The following is a 21,594-nucleotide window of genomic DNA, read 5'->3' as shown; positions in this document are numbered from 1 at the left end:
ATCCCAGATACGGGAGGCGGGGAAGAGGGCCCGGTACATGGCGGCGCCCCGGACCGCTCGTGCGGCCCGGGGCCCGTGTGCTCAGCCGTCCGTCAGCGCGCCGTCAGCTTGTTGGCGGCCTTCTCGATCTGTGCGGAGAAGGCGCTCACCTTCGTGTAGACGCCGGGCTTGCCGGGCCGCGCGCAGCCCTCGCCCCAACTGGTGATGCCGACCTGGACCCAGTCGCCGTCCCCGTCGCGGCGGAACAGCGGGCCGCCGGAGTCGCCCTGACAGGTGTCGACGCCGCCCTCCGCCAGGAAGCCGGCACAGAGCTCCTCACCGGGGGTGAGCAGGTCGCCGTACGCCTGCTTGCAGGCGGTCATGTTCACGAACGGGACCTGGGCCTTGCGCAGGTAGCGCTGCTGGGGGCCGCTCTCCCGGCTGGCGCCCCAGCCGGCGATGGTGAACTTGCCGCGGTCGAAGTTGTCGTCCTCGGCGAGATGCAGCGTCTCCTGGTTCTTGATCGGCGTGGCGAGCTTGATCAGCGCCCAGTCCTTGCCCTTGCCGTCGTACCCGGGTGCCTGCGCGACCTCGGTGGACTTCACCTTGATCGCCTTGGGGTTCTGGAGGTCCACGACGCCCGCGGTGACGGTGATGCCGGTGTTGGGGCCGCTGCCGTCCACGCAGTGCGCGGCGGTCAGGACGACGCCCTCCCGGATGAGGGAGCCGCCGCAGCCCATCGAGAGCCGCACCATGAACGGGAACTCGCCCTGCTTGGCGGGCGGTCCGCCGATGATCTGCTGGCCGGGGGTCGGCGACGGGGCCGGTGCGGCGGTGGCGCCGCCTGCCGACTGGAGGGCGACCGCCGCCGCCACGGCGGCACCAACGGCTATGGATCTCTTGACACATCTCGCGGAGCGCTTCAAGGACTTCCCTCTCGCGTCGGAGGCACATCGGTGACCAGCACTCCAGTCGCCGCCGCGCGGCACACCGAGGCACCACCGGGTGCGCAGTCCTGCGCCCCAAGTGCCTCGGTGTCACTGGAGTGTTGTGATTATGTGGACGCCCCCAAAGATGCACAAGGTTCTGAAACCGGCCACTTCCCGAGTAGGCCGGGTGAGAGAGACGTATCCGCATCTGGGTGGTTCGGACCAATTGACCTACGAGTACGGGCGGGTGGGCGGCGCGACGGCGCGGCACGGCGGCCGGTTCGCGGCGAGCACCCGCCCGCGCGGACTCAGCGCCGCAGCTGGTCCGCCGCCTTGGCGATGGCCTGCGAGAAGGCGCTCACCCGCGTGTAGACGCCAGGCTTGCCGGGCCGCGCGCAGCCATCGCCCCAACTGGTGATGCCGACCTGGACCCAGGCGCCGTTGTTGTCCTTGCGGAACATCGGACCGCCGGAGTCGCCCTGGCAGGTGTCGATGCCGCCGGTCGACATGATCCCGGCGCAGATCTCCTCACCGGGGATGTACGCGCTCCCGTACGCCCGCTGGCAGGTGGGGGTGTCGACGAACGGCACCGTCGCCTTGCGCAGGTAGCGCTGCTGGCCGCCGCCCTCGCGCGTGGCGCCCCAGCCCGCGACGGTGAAGTCGCCCGAGTCGTAACGGCCGTCCGTGGTGACGGGGAGAGTGGGCAGGTTGGTGATCGGGCGGGCCAGCTTGATCAGCGCCCAGTCCTTGCCCGAGCCGTTGTAACCGGGTGCCTGGAGCACCTTGGTGGACTTGACCTTGATCGCACTGGAGCTCTGGAGGTCCACGACGCCGGCCGTGGCGGTGATGGAGGTGTTGTTGCCGCTGCCGTCCACGCAGTGCGCGGCGGTGAGCACGATGTCAGGACGGTAGAGGGCGCCGCCGCAGCCCATGGACAGCCGCACCATGAACGGGAATTCGCCTTGCGCGGCGGGCACGCCGCCGACGATCCGCGTACCGGGCGTGCCGCTCGACGGGGTCGGCTCACCGGCGGCACTGGCGGCGGCGGGCTGGAGCGACAGGGCCGCCAGGGCGACGGCGCCGAGGGCGACGGATCTCTTCAGGAGTCTCGCGGAACGGGTCACCGGGCTTCCTTTCCGAGGGGGTGGCGCGCGCCCGGCGGTCACCGGGACACGCCGGACAGCTTGATCAGGTCATGCCAAGTACGCGCGTCCGAAGGGCCCGGGGAACGGGACGTGCGTGGGGGAAGGGGCACCACGACGCGGCAGAGCGTTGTGATTATGCGGACGCCACGAACGGGTCACAAGTCACGGAACCGGCCAACTGCTTCGGACGTTCGAGGAGTTGGGCGCGGGGGCGGAAAGGAGGTGGCGGACGGTCAAGGCGCCCTCGCGACCGGTATCCGGCCGCCCGGTATGGACCCAACCCGTCCGCCGTCCCCTCAGCCGCCTCCCCCGGCGCCCAGGCCACGGCGGCACGCACGCACTGGTCGGACGACGCACCACCACGCCGCCGGACGTTCGAGGAAACGGCTGCTCCTGCCCGGACTCACCCGCGGAAGTCGTTCGTCGGCCAACTACCGCGCTCGCCCCACCGGTTTCTGATGCGCGTTTTTGGCTCTGCCGCAACACCCCCAGGCCCTGCTTGGCTTTGCCTCGCATGTACGAAACAGCCGACAGGTGCGACACACCCGACATGCGCCATCTGTTCCCCGACGTGCCTCTTCCCTGGCACACCGCCCGGGACACCGACCAAGGAGAGCCATGAAGCCCGTGCTCAGACCCGCGTTGGCCGTAGCCGCCCTCGCGCTCGCCGCGACCGCCACGACCGTCTCCCCTGCCACCGCCACCGCGCCCGCCCCCCAGGGCACGTACTGCACCTACATCGTCGACACCGGCCAGGGCGGCTGCTTCGCCACCCGGGCGCAGGCCGACCGGTTCGGCAACGCCAAGGCCGACTACAAGATCCTCGGCAAGATGTGGACCGACGCCAACTCCGGCGGCAGCGAGCTGGCGCTGCGCGGCAGCGTCGGCTGCAACTGGCGCTACCCGGAGTTCCACAGCCTCGGCACGTGGGGCTACAACGACAACATCAGCTCCGTCGAGGGCGTGGCCTGCCCGATCACGCTCTGGGAGCACGGCGACTTCCGCGGCGCCAAGCAGACGTACTACGGGTACGTCCCGTACGTCGGCGACGGCATGAACGACAAGGCCAGCTCGGTCAGCTTCGACCTGCGCTGAGCAGCGCTGCTCAGCACGCGGGCCGCGTCCCCGACGGGACGCGGCCCGTACCGGCCGGTCAGGCCGCGTAGTGCACGGTGCCCGACATCCCGGCCGCGCCGCCGCCGCAGACCTGCCGGTAGCGGGCGGAAAGGCCGGTCACCTTGCCCTCCTCGGTGAAGTACAGGCGGTCGACGGTGAACGCGCCCCTGGCGTCCGCGCAGGCACGCCCGTTGCCGTGGACCTCCAGCGTGGCAGCGCCCTCGGCGCCGGTGACCTGATACGTACGCCCGGCGGTCAGCCGCTCACCCGTCGGCGGCCGGAACTCCGCCGTCCAGTACTCCCGCTTGCCCTCGACCCCGAACGAGACGCCGCCGCCGTAGCTGTCCGACAGCCGGAAGGTGCTGGTGGCGCCGGTGTGCGTCACCGACTTGCCCTGCCCGACCCAGTCGCCGACGTCGCTCTTGTACGTGTACGACAGCGGCAGCGCACGGTACTTGACCGTCCCCTTGAGCGGCTGGGCCGCCGCCGACTCGCACTTCTGCGTGTACGAGGCGTCGAGGAGCGTGACCGCGCCCGACGCGTCCGTGGCGATCTGGTCCACGGTGAACTGCCCGTACACCTCGTTGCAGCCGCGGCCGTTGCCGCCGACGTCGAGGCCGGGCGAGCGGCCGGTGCGGAACGCGGCCCGCTCGGCGTCACGGTAGACGCCGGGGCGCAACTGCTCGCCCTTGGGGGCGGCGATGTCGATGTCCCACAGGTCCTCGGCGCCCTCGACCCGGACGCGGACCTCCCCGGCGTTCCCGGTCAGGGTGATCTTCGCGGTCGGCTCCCGGTACGTACCGGCCCTGCCCTGCCCGATGTAGTCCCCCGCCACGCTCGTGTACGTGTACGAGGTGACCGGCGTCGGCCCGGCCGCCGCAGCGGCCGGCGTGGCCAGCGCCCCGCCGAGACCGGCCGCCGTACACAGCGCGACGGCGGCGCTCCCGACGGAGCGCCGCCATCTCTCCAGGCAAATCCTCATGTCCACACCCCTCCCTGTCGCTACGTCGCATGTCCTGTGCCCGGTACGGGACTTGGGTACACGCGTGCGACGCCGCAACAGCAGAGGTACAGGTGGGGAACTAGAGCTTGCGCGCGACCTCCGTCGCCCAGTAGGTCAGGATCATGTCCGCGCCCGCGCGCTTGAAGCCGGTCAGGGCCTCCAGGATCGCCGCGTCGCGGTCGATCCAGCCCTTCTCGGCGGCGGCTTCGACCATCGCGTACTCACCCGAGATCTGGTACGCGGCGACCGGCACGTCCACCGCTTCCGCGATCTTCGCCAGCACGTCCAGGTACGGCATGCCCGGCTTGACCATCACCATGTCGGCGCCCTCCTGGAGGTCGAGCGCCAGCTCGCGCAGCGACTCGCGGGAGTTGCCGTAGTCCTGCTGGTAGGTCTTGCGGTCGCCCTGGAGGGACGAACCGACCGCCTCGCGGAACGGGCCGAAGAAGGCCGAGGCGTACTTCGCGGTGTAGGCCAGGATCGAGACGTCCTCGTGGCCGGTCTGGTCCAGCGCGTCACGGATGACGCCGATCTGGCCGTCCATCATGCCGCTCGGGCCGACCGTATGGACGCCCGCGTCCGCCTGGACCTGCGCCATCTCGGCGTAGCGCTCCAGCGTCGCGTCGTTGTCCACCCGGCCCTCGGCGTCCAGGACGCCGCAGTGGCCGTGGTCGGTGTACTCGTCCAGGCACAGGTCCGACATGATCACCAGGTCGTCGCCGACCTCGGCGCGCACATCGCGGATGCCCTGCTGGAGGATGCCGTCCGGGTCCGTGCCGGCCGTACCGGCCGCGTCCTTCTTCGCGTCCTCCGGCACGCCGAACAGCATGATCCCGGCGACGCCCGCCTCGACCGCCTCGACGGCGGCCTTCCGCAGCGTGTCACGGGTGTGCTGCACGACGCCCGGCATCGCGCCGATCGGCACCGGCTCCGAGATCCCCTCCCGCACGAACGCGGGCAGGATCAGGTCCGCCGGGTGCAGGCGGTGTTCGGCGACCATCCGGCGCATGGCCGGCGTGGTGCGCAGCCGGCGCGGCCGCGCGCCGGGGAAAGTGCCGTACGTACTGCTGCTCAACTGCGAGCCCTCCTACGCGATCCGGGCCGGCGCTCACTGGGACGCGTGACCGGGTCACCGGCCTCCAGCGCGGCATCGCGCCGCGCCGCGCCGAACTCCGCGAGCGCTTCGGCCAACTTGTGCACCGACGGCTCGGGCGACATGACGTCCACGCGCAGCCCGTGCTCCTCGGCGGTCTTTGCGGTGGCCGGTCCGATACAGGCGATCACGGTCACGTTGTGCGGCTTGCCGGCGATGCCGACCAGGTTGCGCACCGTGGAGGACGAGGTGAACAGCACGGCGTCGAAACCGCCGCCCTTGATCGCCTCGCGGGTCTCCTGCGGCGGCGGCGAGGCCCGTACGGTCCGGTAGGCCGTGACGTCGTCGACCTCCCAGCCCAGCTCGATCAGGCCCGCCACCAGCGTCTCGGTGGCGATGTCGGCACGCGGCAGGAACACCCGGTCGATCGGGTCGAAGACCGGGTCGTACGGCGGCCAGTCCTCCAGCAGCCCGGCGGCGGACTGCTCACCCGACGGTACGAGGTCCGGCTTCACACCGAAGGCGATCAGCGCCTTGGCGGTCTGCTCACCCACCGCCGCGACCTTGATCCCGGCGAACGCGCGGGCGTCCAGCCCGTACTCCTCGAACTTCTCCCGGACCGCCTTGACGGCGTTGACCGAGGTGAAGGCGATCCACTCGTAACGGCCGGTGACCAGGCCCTTGACCGCGCGCTCCATCTGCTGCGGGGTGCGCGGCGGCTCCACGGCGATGGTCGGCACCTCGTGCGGCACCGCGCCGTACTCGACGAGCTGGTCGGAGAGCGACGCGGCCTGCTCCTTGGTCCGCGGCACGAGGACCCGCCAGCCGAACAGCGGCTTGTTCTCGAACCACGAGAGCTGGTCGCGCCGGGCCGCGGCCCCGCGCTCACCGACCACGGCTATGACCGGCTGCCCGCCGTCCGCCGACGGCAGCACCTTCGCGGCCTTCAGCACCTGGGCGACCGAACCGAGCGTCGCGTTCCAGGTGCGCTGGCGTGTCGTCGTACCGGCGACGGTGACCGTCATCGGCGTGTCCGGCTTGCGGCCCGCGGAGACCAGCTCGCCGGCCGCCGCGGCCACCGAGTCCAGCGAGGTGGACACGACGGCGGTCGCGTCGCTGGCGCCCACCTCCGTCCAGCAGCGCTCGCCGGCGGTCCGCGCGTCGATGAACCGCACGTCCGTGCCGTCCGCGTCGCGCAGCGGCACACCGGCGTACGCGGGCACGCCGACCGCGGCGGCGATGCCCGGCACGACCTCGAAGACGACGCCCTCGGCGGCGCACGCCAGCATCTCCTCGGCGACGTGCGCGTCCAGTCCGGGGTCGCCGGACACCGCACGCACCACCCGCTTGCCGGTGCGCACAGCCGACATGACAAGATTGGTGGTGTCCCTAAGCGCGGGTACACCAGCGGTGGTTGACGCTTCGTCAGCCGTGGGCTGCTGCGGCGTGTCCACATGCGGCCGCGCATGCGCGCGGACGACGTCGAGCACCTGCGGGTCGGCGACCAGCACGTCGGCGCGGGCCAGTGCCTCGACGGCACGCAACGTCAACAGGCCCGGGTCTCCGGGGCCGGCGCCGATGAAGGTGACCTGGCCGACGGCAGGGTGATTCGGGGCGGTGGGGCTCAAAGTGCTCGCTCCCCCATAAGACCGGCCGCACCCTTCGCGAGCATCTCGGCGGCGAGTTCGCGCCCCATGTTCACGGGGGTCGTCGCGTCGCCGAGAGAGGCGGGTACGTGTCCGGTGGTGGACAGCTGCACCAGCGTCGAGCCGTCGGTCGTGCCGACGACGCCACGCAGGCGCATTTCGGTGACAGCCTGCCCGTCGGCCTGCAGGTCGGCCAGCGCACCCACAGGTGCGGAGCAGCCGGCCTCCAGGGCGGCGAGCAGGGAACGCTCGGCGGTCACGGCGGCCCGGGTGAACGGGTCGTCGAGCTCGGCGAGCTGGGCGGCGAGCTGCGCGTTGTGCGCGGCGCACTCCACCGCCAGGGCCCCCTGGCCGGGGGCGGGCAAAATCATGTCGGACGACAGGTGCTCCGTCGCCTCCTCGATCCGGCCGAGCCGGGACAGCCCGGCCGCGGCCAGCACGACCGCGTCCAGCTCGCCCTTCTCGACGTAACCGATACGGGTGTCGATGTTCCCGCGGATCGGCACGGCCTCCACCTGCCGGCCCAGCGAACGCGCCCAGGCGTTCAACTGCGCCATGCGGCGCGGCGAGCCGGTCCCCACACGGGCACCGTCCGGCAGCTCCTCGAAGGTCAGACCGTCGCGCGCCACCAGTACGTCACGCGGGTCCTCGCGCGGCGGTACGGCGGCCAGCGCCAGCTCGGCGGGCTGCGCGGTCGGCAGGTCCTTGAGCGAGTGCACGGCGAAGTCGATCGTCCCGTCGAGCAGCGCGTCGCGCAGCGCGGAGACGAACACACCGGTGCCGCCGATCTGCGCCAGGTGCTCCCGTGAGGTGTCGCCGTAGGTGGTGATCTCCACCAGCTCTACCGGGCGGCCGGTGACCTCGCGCACCGCGTCCGCCACCGTCCCGGACTGGGCCATGGCGAGCTTGCTGCGCCGGGTCCCCAGCCTCAGGGCCCGTGGATTGCTGTCAGTCATGCCCGCTCCCGTGCTGTGTGCGGGCCGTCGGCCCGCGTGTCGGCCCGGCTGACGGCGGCAACCGTCTGCGGGTCGAGATCGAAGAGTTCTCGCAGCGCGTCCGCGTAACCGGCGCCGCCGGGTTCGCTGGCGAGCTGCTTGACCCGCACGGTGGGCGCGTGCAGGAGTTTGTCGACGACCCGGCGCACGGTCTGGGTGATCTCCGCGCGCTCCTTGTCGTCGAGGTCGGGAAGGCGGCCGTCCAGCCGGGCGATCTCGCTCGCCACGACGTCCGCCGCCATGGTGCGCAGCGCGACCACCGTCGGCGTGATGTGCGCCGCCCGCTGCGCCGCGCCGAACGCGGCCACCTCGTCGGAGACGATGCCGCGCACCCGGTCCACGTCGGCCGCCATCGGCGCGTCCGCGGACGCGTCGGCGAGGGACTCGATGTCGACGAGGCGCACGCCCTCGGCCCGGTGGGCGGCGGCGTCGATGTCGCGCGGCATGGCCAGGTCGAGCAACGCCAGCTCGGGTGCCGGTGCGACCGCGCTGCCGGAACCGCCCGCGGTACCGGCGTACCCGTCACCGGCCGCGATCCGGGCGGCGCGGGTCTCCGCGGCCGTCTCGATCGCCTCGCCGGTCAGCACCAGGCCGGTGGCCCCCGTGCAGGAGACCACGACGTCGGCCAGGGCCAGCTCGGACTGTACGGCGGTCATCGCCACGGCGCGGGCGGTCAGCCCGTTCAGCGCGCCCGCCGAGCCCGGCTCGGTCAGGATCCGCGTCAGCCGCTCGGCGCGCTCCACCGTTCGGTTGGCCACCGCCAGTTCGCTCACCCCGGCCCGTACGAGCGTGGTGGCGGCCAGCGACGACATCGACCCGGCGCCGATGACCAGGGCACGCTTGCCCCGGGCCCACTCGGCGACGTCGGTGTCGCCCGCCAGCTGCTCCAGACCGAAGGTGACCAGCGACTGGCCCGCCTTGTCGATCCCGGTCTCGCTGTGGGCCCGCTTGCCGACCCGCAGCGCCTGCTGGAACAGGTCGTTCAGCAGCCGGCCCGCGGTGTGCTGCTCCTGCGCGACCGCGAGCGCGTCCTTGATCTGGCCGAGGATCTGGCCCTCGCCCACGACCATCGAGTCCAGGCCGCAGGCCACCGAGAAGAGGTGGTGGACGGCCCGGTCCTCGTAGTGCACGTACAGGTACGGGGTCAGCTCGTCCAGGCCCGCGCCGCTGTGCCGGGCCAGCAGGGTGGACAGCTCGGCGACACCGGCGTGGAACTTGTCCACGTCGGCGTACAGCTCGATGCGGTTGCAGGTGGAGAGCACCGCGGCCTCGGCGGCCGGCTCCGCCGACACCGTGTCCTGGAGCAGCTTGCCGCGCGCCTCGGGGGCGATGGCCGCGTGCTCCAGCACGCTCACGGGGGCACTGCGGTGACTGAGCCCGACAACGAGGAGGCTCATGCTTTCACCTCGCCACGCGAGGCACAGCCTTCGCCTGTGACGCGCCTTTTGTTGATTCGCTCGCTCATGCCGGCATCACGGCGGGTACGTCCCCGTCGGGTCCCTTGCGGTCGGACGCACCGGTGGACGCGTCCGGGCCGGTCTTGCCCGCGGCCTCGCGCACTTCGCGCACGGCCCGCCGGGCCTCGCGCGCGGCGACGGCGCGGGCGTCGTCGGACTCGTCGTCCTGACCCGCGTCCTCGCCCGCCTTGCGCTGCTCGTGGAAGGCCAGGATCTGCAGTTCTATCGACAGGTCGACCTTGCGCACGTCCACGCCGTCCGGGACGGTCAGCACGGTCGGCGCGAAGTTCAGGATGGAGGTGACGCCGGCGGCCACCAGGCGGTCGCAGACCTGCTGGGCGGCGCCGGCGGGCGTCGCGATCACGCCGATCGAGACGCCGTTGTCCTTGATGATCTTTTCCAGCTCGTCGGTGTGCTGGACGGCGATGCCCGCCACCGGCTTGCCCGCCATCGCCGGGTCGGCGTCTATGAGCGCGGCGACGCGGAACCCGCGGGAGGCGAAGCCGCCGTAATTGGCCAGGGCGGCGCCGAGGTTACCGATACCGACGATCACGACCGGCCAGTCCTGCGTCAGACCCAGCTCGCGGGAGATCTGGTAGACGAGGTACTCCACGTCGTAACCGACCCCGCGGGTGCCGTACGAGCCCAGGTAGGAGAAGTCCTTGCGCAGCTTCGCGGAGTTGACCCCCGCGGCGGCGGCGAGTTCCTCGGAGGAGACCGTGGGGACCGAGCGCTCGGAGAGCGCGGTCAGCGCGCGCAGATACAGCGGAAGCCGGGCGACGGTGGCCTCGGGAATCCCTCGGCTTCGGGTCGCCGGTCGGTGAGTTCGGCCAGTTGCCACGGTGCTCCTGCGGGTAGAGCGGGGCTGTGGACGGCCGTAGGTTTCCCGACCGCCCCGTCGACAGCAGGCTATGTCTTTGTGAACGCGTGCACAAAGATGGTGTCCGCTTTGTCCGGCCAAAGTGACCGGGGTCACGCGGCTTTTACACCGCTTCGCGGAACCAACTCCCCCGGCGCACCGTTCACACGTTTCGCGCCGGTAACACGGGAGCGCCGACGGCCGCACGCGCCCTCACTCCTCACCGCTATCACCCCGGAAACCTACAAATCGCCCACCGATGGTAGTCGACTCAGGCGACTATCCGCCCCGCACGGCGACGGAGTGACGCGGACACGACAGCAACTGCCGGCGACGCGACGGCGACCCGGCAGCGCCCCGGACGGAGGCACAATTACGGTCATGGCCTCCCTCTTCAGCCGCAGCACCCGCAAGAACCCCGCCGACAGCACGGTCACGCTCATCGGCAAGCCCGGCTGCCACCTGTGTGATGTCGCACAGGAAGTCGTCGAGCGCGTCTGCGCCGAGACCGGCGCCTCCTGGGAGAAGAAGGACATCACCCAGGACCAGGAGCTTTACCGCAAGTACTGGGAACAGATTCCGGTCGTCCTCGTGGACGGCGCGCAGCACGATTTCTGGCGGGTCGACCCCCAGCGGCTGCGCAAGGCACTGGGCGCCTGACGGTACGAGCCGCCGGCCCGGCAGCGGTACGAGCCCGTCTACGCCCCGCAGGCCAGGCCCCGTACGGCACCGGAACCGCCCGGCGTACGCCCGCACGGCAGCGCACGCCCCGGCCGCCCGGCGCCGTCCCGGGATGGCCGTAACGCAACGGTCCGCCGGACCGCGGCCGCCCGACATCCGGCCGTAACCGGCCGCACCGAACAACCTGGCTACGCTAGCTACATGGCCCACCCGTCGTCCGCCCGCCGTCCCCGTAGGAACGCCTACGGCGCGCTCCTCCCCACGGGGTGGTTCAACCGCCGTAGGCGCCACGCCACCGCGCGCAGCGTGCTCGCAGGCGAGGCTGCCGCCGAGGCCGCGCGCAAGTCCTCACTGGAGGCCGAGGCACAGGAGGCGGCCACCCAGGGCGAGGACCCCGAAGAACCGGAGTTCCCGGTCGTCGGCGACACCCACGCCGCCGCCTTCTTCGACCTCGACAACACCGTCATGCAGGGCGCGTCCCTCTTCCACTTCGGACGCGGCCTGTACAAGCGGCGCTTCTTCCACAAGCGTGACCTGGCCCGCTTCGTCTGGCAGCAGATCTACTTCCGTTTCATCGGCTCGGAGAACCCCGAGCACATGGCGGACGCCCGCAACAGCGCGCTCTCCATCGTCCAGGGCCACCGCGTCGCCGAGCTGATGACCATCGGCGAGGAGATCTACGACGAGTACATGGCCGAACGGATCTGGCCCGGCACCCGCGCCCTCGCCCAGGCCCACCTGGACGCCGGCCAGAAGGTCTGGCTGGTCACCGCCGCCCCCGTCGAGACCGCGACGATCATCGCCCGGCGGCTCGGGCTGACCGGCGCGCTCGGCACCGTCGCCGAGTCCGTCGGCGGCGTCTACACCGGCAAGCTGGTCGGCGAGCCGCTGCACGGCCCCGCCAAGGCCGAGGCCGTACGGGCCCTGGCCGCCGCCGAGGGCCTGGACCTGGGGCGCTGCGCCGCCTACAGCGACTCCGCCAACGACATCCCGATGTTGTCGCTGGTCGGCCACCCGTATGCGGTCAATCCCGACGGACGACTGCGCAAGCACGCCCGCGAACAGGGCTGGCGACTGCGCGACTACCGGACCGGCCGCAAGGCCGCCAAGATCGGCATCCCGGCGGCGGCCGGCGTGGGCGCGCTCGCGGGCGGGGCGGCCGCGGCGGTGGCGCTCCAGCGGCGGAGGCGCTGAACCGGTTCTTCCGGCTGCCGCCTCTGCCTCCGGGGGTGCGTCCCCGCCTTCGGCCTGGTGGGGGTGCGCGTGCTGCGCGGAGGGCCCGGCGGGTGGGGGCTCGGGGTCACTCCGGGGTCACTCTCCCCCAGCCTCCGGCCGGGGGCGCCCCCACGGCCGGAGGCTGGGGGAGAGTTGGCCCCCTGCGCGCCCCTGCCCCCGCCCCCACAACGCACGCAATGCGAACCGTGCGTCAGCACGCACCCCACGCCGAGCACACCCCGGCCATCCCCCTTGCATACCCCCACCCCCTCACGCACAGTCCCGTCACCGACGGTCCGCCACAAGACGCCCCGCAACCAGGCAGATCACGTTCCTTTCTGATCAATATCTGCTCAGGAATCGATACTTGATCGGGCATGAATTCGTAACGGACCAGAAGTAATCGATGATTTGAGCAACTGGGTGTAGCGCTGCCTGTACGAAGCGTTATTCTCCTCAGACGCAAACCGGTACCCACGCGTCCCTACGACGGGTGAACGGTCCCGCACTGCACGTGATGGAAGCTCTGCCTCTGGGAGTCCCGTGTACCCACACGTCGGGGTTGACGCCTCGGGCCTGGCTACGCTGCGTACGACACTCGTCGACCACCTGCGCAGTTTTGTCCCCACCGCGATCGCCGTCCCCGCATTCGCCACAGCCACCCCCGCCGGTCCCTGCTACGCCCTGGCCGACGGAAGCACCACCACCGTCACCAAGACCGGCGGCAGAACCCGCCGCGGCGCGGGCACGCCCGCCGCCCGGCGTCCCGCCGACAGCGACAGCCGCCGCATGATGGACCTCGTCGAGCGCGCCCAGGCCGGCGAGGCGGACGCGTTCGGCCGGCTCTACGACCAGTACGCCGACACGGTCTACCGCTACATCTACTACCGGGTGGGCGGCCGGGCCACGGCCGAGGACCTGACCAGCGAGACGTTCCTGCGCGCCCTGCGCCGCATCGGCACTTTCACCTGGCAGGGCCGCGACTTCGGCGCCTGGCTGGTCACGATCGCCCGCAACCTGGTCGCCGACCACTTCAAGTCGTCGCGCTTCCGCCTGGAGGTCACCACCGGTGAGATGCTCGACGCCAACGAGGTCGAACGCAGCCCCGAGGACTCGGTGCTGGAGTCCCTGTCCAACGCGGCACTGCTGGAGGCGGTCCGCAAGCTCAACCCGCAGCAGCAGGAGTGCGTGACGCTGCGCTTCCTCCAGGGCCTGTCGGTCGCGGAGACCGCGCGGGTCATGGGGAAGAACGAGGGCGCCATCAAGACGCTGCAGTACCGCGCCGTACGGACCCTGGCGCGGCTGCTCCCGGACGACGCCCGCTGACCGCCGCCACGGCGCACGGGCCCGGGTCCGTGCCGCCTGCCGTGCCCCGGTTGCCACCCGCGTCCCCGTGCCCACTGCGCTTCCGCCTGCCTCACCGCCCCGGGCCGTCCGCACCGGCCCGCCGCCAGGACTAACGCTTGGACCACCGCCCCGATCGCCTGAATCTCCCGGACCGATGTTGACGGCCATGCCTTCCGTACGCCCTCGCGCGCACCGCCCGCGCCCGCTGACACGCCCGGCGTCGGTCACCGCGGTGATCGACCGGGAGTGTCCGTTCGTGACCGTTCGGTCAGATCATCGTGAGTGCGTAACCCAAGTGCCGCGGCGCTCGTTGTGCAGAACGCAGGCTCCCCGCGGTCACGCCATGCCCGCACCCTCTCACTCGATCGAGTGGATGCGAACAGGGCGTGCAACCTTCCGGCCCGTCTGGATAGTCAAGCCAGTCCGGGGAGTCGAGCGGGATGACGAGAGGAGGTGCCGCCCGTGATCGCGAACGTATCGGTGCACCGGCGGGCTAACGCCTTCGCCCAGGCCCTGGAGGATCAGGTCCTTCCGGGCGCGGCGGCCGAGGACGAGGTCGGCACACCGGCGGAAGCGTGCGGAGAAACAAGGCTGTTGGCGGTCGCCGGCACCCTCGGAGAACTCCCCAAGCCGGAGTTGGACCCCGAGGTCAAGACCGTCCACCGGGCCCAGCTCATCGCGGCGATGGAGGCGGCCTTCGCCGAAGGCGCCGCGTCCGACGGCTCACGGGTGCCGCAGCAGCGCGGGACGCGCGGCGCGCACCGCGCGGCGAAGTCCCTGGGACGGCTGCGCCCCCGGTCACGGCTGTCGAAGGGGCTCGCGGCGGGCGGCCTGACGGTGGGCGTCGCGGCCGGCGCCTTCAGCGGCGTCGCCGCCGCCAGCTCCGACGCGCTCCCCGGCGACTCCCTGTACCCCCTCAAGCGGGGCATGGAGGACCTGAAGCTCAACCTGGCGGACGACGTGTCCGACCGCGGCCGCCTCTTCCTCGACCAGGCGTCCACCCGCATGTTCGAGGCCCACCGCCTCATGGAGCGCGTCCGCTCCGGCCCCCTCGACCACGAGTCGCTCGGCGAGATCCGCAAGGCGCTGTCCGGCGTCAAGCAGGACGCCGGCGAGGGCCACCGCCTCCTCCACGAGGAGTACGAGCGCGACGGCTCCCTCGGCCCCATCCAGACGCTGAACTCCTTCACCAAGTCGCACCGCGACAGCTGGACCCGGCTGCGCGACCGCCTGCCGGCCCAGCTGACAGACGTACGCGACGAGGTCAGCTCGGTCTTCGACGCCATAGACGAAGAGGTCGGCCCGCTGCGCTCCCTGCTGCCCAAGCACCCGGGCGGCGAGAGCCGGCACGAGAAGGCCCCCGAGGCACCCGCGCCGGGCAGCAGCACCCAGGGCCGTACGGATCACCCGTCACCGTCCGGGAAGAGCGCCTCCTCGTCCGGCGAGGCCGACGGCTCGCGCACGCCGCAGCACCCGCCGGCCTCGTCCCCGTCCCACGAGGACGAGGGTCTGCTCGGCGGCAGCACGGGCGGCCTGCTCGACCCGCCCGCCGACTCCGGCACCCCGGAACCGGACGGCAAGGGCACCGGCAAGGGCAAGGAGACGCCGCACGAGCCCGACGTCACCATCCCGCCGCTGCTCCCCGGGCTGCTGCCGGACATCGGCCTCGACGGCAAGAACCCGCTGGGCTGACCCGCCCACGTCGGGCCGCCACCCGACGCTCCGACGCCCCGGTGCCACCACACGGCGCCGGGGCGTCGCGTGCGCTCCACGGCAACGGTCCGTACCGAGTGGCCCGTACCGCGCGGCCCTACCGCCCCTGCCCGCCGGGCGGCACCGTCAGAAGAACACCGACCGCCGCTGCACCAGCAGCTTGTACAGGGTGTGCTGGATCGTCTCCCGCACCTGGTCCGTCAGGTTGAACATCAGCATCGGGTCGTCCGCCGCCTCCGCCGGATAGCCGTCCGTCGGGATCGGCTCCCCGAACTGGATCGTCCACTTCGTCGGCAGCGGCACCAGCCCCAGCGGCCCCAGCCACGGGAAGGTCGGCGTCAGCGGGAAGTACGGGAAACCCAGCACCCGCGCCAGCGTCTTGGCATCCCCGATCTTCGGGTAGATCTCCTCGGCGCCCACGATCGAGCACGGCACGATCGGCACCCCGGCCCGCAGCGCGGTGGAGACGAAGCCGCCGCGCCCGAACCGTTGGAGCTTGTAGCGGTCCGCGAAGGGCTTGCCGATGCCCTTGAAGCCCTCCGGCATCACCCCGACGACCTCGCCACGTTCCAGCAGCCGCTGGGCGTCCTCGGCGCAGGCGAGCGTGTGACCGGCCTTGCGCGCCAGCTCGTTGATCACCGGCAGGACGAAGACCAGGTCGGCCGCGAGCAGCCGCAGGTGCCGGCCGGCGGGGTGGTGGTCGTGCACCGCGACCTGGAGCATCAGCCCGTCCAGGGGCAGCGTCCCGGAGTGGTTGGCGACGATCAGCGCGCCGCCGTCCGCCGGGATGTTCTCGACGCCCTTCACCTCGACCCGGAAGTACTTCTCGTACAGGGGCCGCAGCACCGACATCAGGACCTGGTCGGTCAGCTCCGCGTCGTAACCGAAGTCGTCGACCTCGTACTCGCCGGTGAGCCGCCGGCGCAGGAAGCGCAGGCCGCCGGCGATCCGCTGTTCCAGGGACTCCCCCGGCGCCCCCTGCGGCCCGCCCGCCGCCTGGTCCCGCCCGCCCTGCCGCCGCGGCTCCGGTACGGGCGCCAGCGACGAACGGCGGCCTCCGCGGCCCGGCCGCTTGGTCTTCCTGCGGGACCGGGGCTCCTCGCCGAAGGGAATGACCTTGGCGTCCGCCATCGTGGGTGAACTCCTCACTGGGTCGGGCCGCTGCGTGCGGGCAGCACGGCGGCGAGCCGGTCGACGGTACGGGCGAGGACCTCGGGCGGCAGCAGCCCGGGCCCACGGCTGCGGGCGAACTCCGCGAAGGACTCCGCCGTCGTGTATTTCGGGTGAAACCCCAGTGTCTCGCGCATCTGGGTCGTCTGGACGACCCGGCCGTGCGTGAGCATCCGGATCTGCTCCGGCGAGAAGTCGGTGATGCCGACCGAGCGCAGCGCGGAGCCGGCCCAGGTGACGGTCGGCAGGAACAGCGGCAGCGTGGGCCGGCCGAGCCGCCGGGAGCACTGGGAGAGCAGCAGCGCGCCGTCCCCCGCGATGTTGAACGTGCCGCTGTTGAGCGTGCCGCGGCGCGGCTTGCCGGAGGCCAGGCACAGCGCCTCGATCGCGTCGTCCTCGTGGACGAACTGCAACCGCGGGTCGTAGCCCAGGACCGTGGGCAGGACGGGCAGCGAGAAGTACTCGGCGAGCGGCGAGTCGGCGCACGCCCCGAGGATGTTGGCGAAGCGCAGGACGCACACCGCCACGTCGGGCCGGCGCCGGGCGAAGCCGCGTACGTACCCCTCGACCTCGACCGCGTCCTTCGCGAAGCCGCCGCTGGGCAGCGACTTCGGCGGCGTGGTCTCGGTGAAGACCGCGGGGTCGCGGGGTGCGGAGCCGTACACACTGGCGCTGGACTTCACCACCAGCCGTTTGACGTTGGGCGCTTTCTGGCAGGCACCGAGGAGCTGCATGGTGCCGATGACGTTGGTCTCCTTGACCGTCGCCCGGCTGCCGCGGCCGCCCAGCGGCGTGCCGTTGATGTCCATGTGGACCACGGTGTCCACATTGGTCTCTGCCAGCACCCTGGCAATGGCCGGATGCCGGATGTCGGCCTTGAGGAAATCGGCGCCGCCCAAGGGGTGCTCGGGCTCCACGGCATCGACTCCGATCACCCGGCCGACGTCGGGGTCGCGCTGAATGCGTCGTACGAACCGGCCCCCCAGTTGCCGTGCGACTCCAGTGACGAGCACGACCTTTCCCAAGATCAGCCCTTCCTTCCCGCCCTTTGTCCCTCGCGTGAGCCGAGCTGTGCGGCCACGCTATCGGGTCGTTGTTGCGCTGTGATGACCGCGGGATGCGCTGAGCTACATTTCAAGCCTTGGCCCGAGCTTTGTCCGCCCCGTCGGCCGACTTTTCCGCGTGGCCGGAGCCGTGCTCCCCCACGGGCCGTACTTTCGAGAAACTCCGCCGGCCCGGAACACCTCGCCCGACCGGTGACGCCATCCGGGTATCGGCCGCCCGCTCCGCGCCCCCTCGGGTGCACCGCAAAACGGCGCCCAAACGCACCGCAGCCCCCCACCGCGTACTGCGGTGAGAGGCTGTGGAATCGCGATCAGCGTTGCTTACTTCTTGTTGCGACGCTGAACACGGGTGCGCTTGAGCAGCTTGCGGTGCTTCTTCTTGGCCATCCGCTTGCGCCGCTTCTTGATAACAGAGCCCACGACTACCCTCGCTCACTTCGTATCACTCGGTGCGGGGCGTCCGAGCCCACACTACCTACATCGGGCCAGCCTACCCGCCGTCGAGCCTACGGCGTAATCCGAGGGTCACCTTGAGCCCGTCAGGCCGATTCCACCCCCACATAGGACTCACGGAGGTAGTCGTGAACCGCTTGCTCCGGGACCCGGAACGACCTCCCCACTCGGATCGCGGGCAGATGACCGCTGTGCACCAAGCGGTACACGGTCATCTTCGACACTCGCATCACCGTGGCGACTTCCGCCACGGTCAGGAACACGACCTCGTTGAGAGGCCTTTGGTCTGCAGCCATGACACACCTGAACCTTCCGCACATGACGGGCACCGGCTTCCCCTCCGGTGACTCCCCGTCGCTGTGCGCTCACTCCCCAGGTTAGGGGCGGGTGATGCGAGTGGGGAAGAGGAGCAGCGATCGGCCGCCTACTGTGACAGACACGCTCGATTGAGTACATAGCGAGTAAGCGGTCGGTAGTAATCAGACCGCACAGCGTCATCAAGCGGAACTACGGCGGACACCCGCCCCTCGGCCTGTCCGACGAACAGCGCGGGATCGTCCGTATCCGCCAGGCCGATGGCCTCAAAGCCCAGCTGACCTGCTCCGCAGACCCATCCGTGGTCACCGATCACCAGCTCGGGAAGGGGCCCGCCGGCGTCTGCCGCGGCGTCGAGGGCGGTACGAACCGGGAGGGGGGAGTGCGTGTGCACACCCGGCTCACCGGCGGTGCGCCGCACGCCCGGTTCGCGCATCAGCGCGACTCCCCGTACGTAGTCAAGGTTGTACGTGCGTACCCCGAATCGGGTCGCTATGTCGACACAGTGGCCATACGCCGGGGTGAGAAGGGGGCATCCCGCCGCCGACAGGGCGTCTGCCAGGCCGCCGTAGAAGCCCAGCAGCCGGTGCGGGTGGCCCGTTCCGATCAGTACCGGAGCGTGCCGGGCGGCCGCCGCGCCGAGCCGGTCGGCGAAGGCGTCGAGCCCCACCAGCGTACGGTGCGGATCGATCACATCTGGGCCGGAAGTATGTCCAGGGTCGGCCGAAACTCCACACTGCTCAGCCATCACCTGAAGAACTTCCGCCACAGACCAGTCGTTCTCGGGCTCCAGGCCGATCAGTACGCGCGGGTCGCCGGCCGCGAAGAGACGGTAGCGGGTCAGGCTCTTCTCCCTGGAGGTCGCGATCGTCCCCGCGAGCCGCGCCCTGACCACATGCGACTTCAGCGCTTCGGCCGCCGCCGCCCCGTCCGTGCCCGCACCGGTGCCCCACACGGCTCCCATGCTGACGCCCAGGCTTCCGGTCCATGCCCGAACCGCCCAGTAGTCACACATCCGGGCGTATTGGGCCCGAAGTGCGGCTTCGCCCCGAAGCACGTCCCCTCCGGGTTCGGGCGGACCTGGCCCTATGGCGGGAGCCTGGGCGTCCTGCGACAGCCGTCTGGGCGCCACGGCAGCGATCCTTGCGCCTGGCGAGAGCGCTCCGTGCGCCTTAGGGGAGCGTTCCGTGCACCCGGCGGGAAGATCCGTGCGTCTTGGCGGAAAGGTTCCGTGTGCCTTACGGCAGCAGCCCGTGCGCGGGGAACACCGCCCGGCGCGTCGCCAGGATCGCCTGGTCCAGGCGGTCGGCCGGGTCGTAACCGGCGCTGACGAAGTCGCGCCAGCCCGCCCCGCGTCCGTCCGTCATCCGGTGCGGCCCGCCCTGGCGCGTGCGCCGGTAGACCTCGTGCCGCCACTCCTCCGGCACCGCGGACGTGGGCTCGATCGGGCGCCCCGCCGCGATCGCCACCAGGTGGGTCCAGGTACGGGGTACGACGTCCACCACCGCGTAACCGCCGCCTCCCAGCGCGATCCACCGGCCGTCGGCCGTCTCGTGCGCCAGGTCGTGGCAGGCGGCCGCCACCGCCCGCTGCGCGTCCAGGCTCACCGCCAGGTGCGCGAGCGGGTCCTCGAAGTGGGTGTCGGCCCCGTGCTGGGTGACGAGGACGTCGGGCCGGAACGTGTCCAGCAGTTCCGGCACCACCGCGTGGAAGGCCCGCAGCCACCCCTCGTCGCCGGTACCGGCCGGCAGCGCCACGTTCACCGCGCTGCCCACGGCTCCGCGCCCGCCGGTCTCCTCCGGCCAGCCGGTGCGCGGAAAGAGCGTCCGGGGGTGTTCGTGCAGGGAGACCGTCAGGACCCGCGGGTCGTCCCAGAAGGCGGCCTGCACACCGTCCCCGTGGTGCACGTCCACATCCACGTACGCGACGCGCTCGGCGCCCAGCTCCAGCAGTCGCGCGACGGCCAGCGCCGCGTCGTTGTAGATGCAGAACCCCGCCGCGCCGCCGGGCATCGCGTGGTGGAGACCGCCCGCGAAGTTGACCGCGTGCAGGGCCTCGCCGCGCCACACCGCCTCAGCGGCCCCCACTGATTGCCCCGCGATCAGGGCCGACGCCTCGTGCATCCCGGCGAACGCCGGATCGTCCTCGGTGCCGAGCCCGTACACGGGGTCCGCGGCCTTCGGGTCGGCCGATGCCTTCCGTACGGCGTCGATGTAGTCCTCGCGGTGCACGAGCCGCAGCGTGGAGGTCCCGGCGGCCTTCGCGGCCACGACTTCCACCGCGTCAGGCCCCCGGTCGAGTCCGTACGCCTCCACCAACCGCATGGTCAGCGCGAGCCGGACCGGGTCCATCGGATGGCCGGGCCCGAAGTCGTAGCCCGTTACTGCCTCGTCCCACATCAGCTGTGCACGGCCGCTCATGCCCGTCACCGTATCCGAGCTCCGGAAAGGTGTACCCGGCCGTCCCCTTGCCGGGAGGCGGGTGCTCGGGTAGCCGCCTCCGGTTACGCGAGCAGCTCCGGCAGTTCCGCCATGCTCGCGAAGAGCCCGGTGACCTCGGCGGCGGCGGTGAGCTTCGCCGCCGGCGTCATGGCCGTGAAGCCGTACACGTCCATGCCGGCGGCGACGGCGGCCTGGACGCCGAGCGGGCTGTCCTCGACCACCGCGCAGCGCTCGGGCGCCACACCCATCTCACGGGCCGCGTGGAGGAAGAGGTCGGGGGCCGGCTTGCCCTTGCCGACGTCCTGCGAGCTGAAGATCCATTCCTCCTCGAACCACTCGTCGAGGCCGGTCTTGCGGTGTCCGACGCGAATCCGCTCGTGGCTGCCGGAGGAGGCCACGCAGTACGGCGTCCCGTCCGCCGTCAGCTTGCCCAGCACCTCGTCCACGCCGGCGACCGGCTCCAGCTCCCGCTCGAAAGCTTCGAAGACGCGCGCGTGCAGCGTGGTCTCGAAGTCCTCGGGGAGGAGCTGCCCGGTCCGCTCCTTGACGAGGTCGTGCACCCGGTGCACCGCGGCGCCCATGTAGTCGCGCAGCGATTCCTCGTACGAGGTGGGATGGCCGAGTTCGGTGAGGTAACCGGCAAGGATGGTGTTGGAAAGGGGCTCGCTGTCGACGAGCACACCGTCGTTGTCGAAGATGATGAGGTCATAACGCATCCTTCGAGCCTAAACGCCATGCCCGGAAGGGCCGAAAATCGTGCGATGCCCGATCTCACCTTTTCCGGGACTCACCTGTTCCGGAGCCCGCCAAAGCTCCGCTGGAACGCAAAAAAGCTCCGGTCCCTGAACCAGAGGTTCAGGGACCGGAGCTGAAAAATTGTTCGGCGGCGTCCTACTCTCCCACAGGGTCCCCCCTGCAGTACCATCGGCGCTGAAAGGCTTAGCTTCCGGGTTCGAAATGTAACCGGGCGTTT

Annotated in this window: 20 protein-coding genes and 1 rRNA gene; 5 read left to right on the top strand and 16 right to left on the bottom strand. The window is 71.3% G+C overall.

Translation table 11 applies throughout. From position 1 onward, the window contains the following. Positions 1-92: 92 nt before the first annotated feature. Both AB0A97_RS14345 and AB0A97_RS14340 read right to left on the bottom strand, forming a co-directional pair. Positions 93-905, bottom strand: coding sequence for a serine protease (locus tag AB0A97_RS14345; RefSeq protein WP_361148896.1), 813 nt, complete (start codon positions 903-905; stop codon positions 93-95). A 311-nt stretch (positions 906-1,216) separates the two neighbouring features. After that, a complete protein-coding gene (locus AB0A97_RS14340; protein WP_361148894.1) occupies positions 1,217-2,032 on the bottom strand; it encodes a serine protease in 816 nt (271 codons plus the stop codon). Between the two features lie 639 nt (positions 2,033-2,671). Between AB0A97_RS14340 and AB0A97_RS14335 the strand changes: the two genes are divergently transcribed. Then, complete coding sequence (locus AB0A97_RS14335) at positions 2,672-3,148, top strand: hypothetical protein (RefSeq protein ID WP_361148892.1); 477 nt, start codon at positions 2,672-2,674, stop codon at positions 3,146-3,148. 58 nt (positions 3,149-3,206) lie between these two features. Here AB0A97_RS14335 and AB0A97_RS14330 read toward each other — a convergent pair whose 3' ends face one another. The 6 genes from AB0A97_RS14330 to AB0A97_RS14305 all read right to left on the bottom strand — a co-directional run bounded on the left by AB0A97_RS14330 (position 3,207) and on the right by AB0A97_RS14305 (position 10,204). Continuing rightward, complete coding sequence (locus AB0A97_RS14330; protein ID WP_361148890.1) at positions 3,207-4,151, bottom strand: hypothetical protein; 945 nt, start codon at positions 4,149-4,151, stop codon at positions 3,207-3,209. A 100-nt stretch (positions 4,152-4,251) separates the two neighbouring features. Next, positions 4,252-5,247 (bottom strand): porphobilinogen synthase, encoded by a 996-nt coding sequence (hemB, locus tag AB0A97_RS14325; RefSeq protein WP_361148888.1) that lies wholly within the window; start codon positions 5,245-5,247, stop codon positions 4,252-4,254. Beyond that, positions 5,244-6,893 (bottom strand): bifunctional uroporphyrinogen-III C-methyltransferase/uroporphyrinogen-III synthase, encoded by a 1,650-nt coding sequence (locus AB0A97_RS14320; protein WP_361148886.1) that lies wholly within the window; start codon positions 6,891-6,893, stop codon positions 5,244-5,246. The genes hemB and AB0A97_RS14320 overlap by 4 nt, the downstream gene beginning before the upstream one ends. Next, positions 6,890-7,867 carry a hydroxymethylbilane synthase gene (hemC, locus tag AB0A97_RS14315; RefSeq protein ID WP_361148884.1) on the bottom strand — a complete coding sequence of 326 codons (978 nt, stop codon included), beginning with the start codon at positions 7,865-7,867 and terminating at the stop codon, positions 6,890-6,892. The genes AB0A97_RS14320 and hemC overlap by 4 nt, the downstream gene beginning before the upstream one ends. Further along, the gene (locus AB0A97_RS14310; protein WP_361148882.1) at positions 7,864-9,303 is read right to left on the bottom strand and encodes a glutamyl-tRNA reductase; all 1,440 of its coding nucleotides are present in this window, start codon (positions 9,301-9,303) and stop codon (positions 7,864-7,866) included. Before AB0A97_RS14310 ends, hemC begins: the two co-directional genes overlap by 4 nt. A 64-nt stretch (positions 9,304-9,367) precedes the next feature. After that, positions 9,368-10,204: a redox-sensing transcriptional repressor Rex gene (locus AB0A97_RS14305; RefSeq protein WP_361148880.1), complete on the bottom strand. Its 837-nt coding sequence runs from the start codon at positions 10,202-10,204 to the stop codon at positions 9,368-9,370. Between the two features lie 399 nt (positions 10,205-10,603). On the opposite strand from AB0A97_RS14305, the gene AB0A97_RS14300 reads away from it, so the two are divergent. The 4 genes from AB0A97_RS14300 to AB0A97_RS14285 all read left to right on the top strand — a co-directional run bounded on the left by AB0A97_RS14300 (position 10,604) and on the right by AB0A97_RS14285 (position 15,157). After that, positions 10,604-10,882, top strand: coding sequence for a glutaredoxin family protein (locus tag AB0A97_RS14300; protein ID WP_361148878.1), 279 nt, complete (start codon positions 10,604-10,606; stop codon positions 10,880-10,882). A gap of 222 nt (positions 10,883-11,104) precedes the next feature. Then, positions 11,105-12,097: an HAD-IB family hydrolase gene (locus AB0A97_RS14295; protein ID WP_361148876.1), complete on the top strand. Its 993-nt coding sequence runs from the start codon at positions 11,105-11,107 to the stop codon at positions 12,095-12,097. 564 nt (positions 12,098-12,661) lie between these two features. Further along, a complete protein-coding gene (locus AB0A97_RS14290) occupies positions 12,662-13,444 on the top strand; it encodes an ECF subfamily RNA polymerase sigma factor, BldN family (RefSeq protein ID WP_361148874.1) in 783 nt (260 codons plus the stop codon). A 483-nt stretch (positions 13,445-13,927) separates the two neighbouring features. Continuing rightward, entirely contained in the window at positions 13,928-15,157 is a 1,230-nt protein-coding gene (locus AB0A97_RS14285) for a DUF5667 domain-containing protein (RefSeq protein ID WP_361148872.1), read from the top strand. A 147-nt stretch (positions 15,158-15,304) separates the two neighbouring features. Here AB0A97_RS14285 and AB0A97_RS14280 read toward each other — a convergent pair whose 3' ends face one another. The 8 genes from AB0A97_RS14280 to rrf form a co-directional block, all read right to left on the bottom strand. Then, the gene (locus AB0A97_RS14280) at positions 15,305-16,309 is read right to left on the bottom strand and encodes a lysophospholipid acyltransferase family protein (RefSeq protein WP_361148870.1); all 1,005 of its coding nucleotides are present in this window, start codon (positions 16,307-16,309) and stop codon (positions 15,305-15,307) included. Positions 16,310-16,323: 14 nt separating this feature from the next. Next, on the bottom strand, positions 16,324-17,373 hold the full coding sequence (locus tag AB0A97_RS14275) for an NAD-dependent epimerase/dehydratase family protein (protein ID WP_361148868.1): 1,050 nt from the start codon (positions 17,371-17,373) through the stop codon (positions 16,324-16,326). A gap of 360 nt (positions 17,374-17,733) precedes the next feature. Then, complete coding sequence (locus AB0A97_RS14270) at positions 17,734-17,832, bottom strand: AURKAIP1/COX24 domain-containing protein (RefSeq protein WP_003948845.1); 99 nt, start codon at positions 17,830-17,832, stop codon at positions 17,734-17,736. Between the two features lie 119 nt (positions 17,833-17,951). Then, on the bottom strand, positions 17,952-18,161 hold the full coding sequence (locus AB0A97_RS14265) for a helix-turn-helix domain-containing protein (protein ID WP_014144137.1): 210 nt from the start codon (positions 18,159-18,161) through the stop codon (positions 17,952-17,954). Between the two features lie 128 nt (positions 18,162-18,289). Then, positions 18,290-19,144: a phosphatase gene (locus tag AB0A97_RS14260; RefSeq protein ID WP_361148865.1), complete on the bottom strand. Its 855-nt coding sequence runs from the start codon at positions 19,142-19,144 to the stop codon at positions 18,290-18,292. A 274-nt stretch (positions 19,145-19,418) separates the two neighbouring features. Beyond that, complete coding sequence (locus tag AB0A97_RS14255) at positions 19,419-20,600, bottom strand: acetoin utilization protein AcuC (RefSeq protein WP_361148863.1); 1,182 nt, start codon at positions 20,598-20,600, stop codon at positions 19,419-19,421. A gap of 83 nt (positions 20,601-20,683) precedes the next feature. After that, positions 20,684-21,337, bottom strand: a complete 654-nt coding sequence (locus AB0A97_RS14250) for an HAD family hydrolase (RefSeq protein ID WP_361148861.1) — start codon at positions 21,335-21,337, stop codon at positions 20,684-20,686. A 162-nt stretch (positions 21,338-21,499) separates the two neighbouring features. Then, positions 21,500-21,594: ribosomal RNA gene (gene rrf, locus AB0A97_RS14245) — 5S ribosomal RNA — on the bottom strand; the annotation flags it as partial.

This window comes from Streptomyces sp. NPDC045470, from assembly GCF_040646595.1.
Classification (GTDB): Bacteria; Actinomycetota; Actinomycetes; order Streptomycetales; family Streptomycetaceae; genus Streptomyces.
This window is presented reverse-complemented; position numbering and strand designations above follow the sequence as displayed.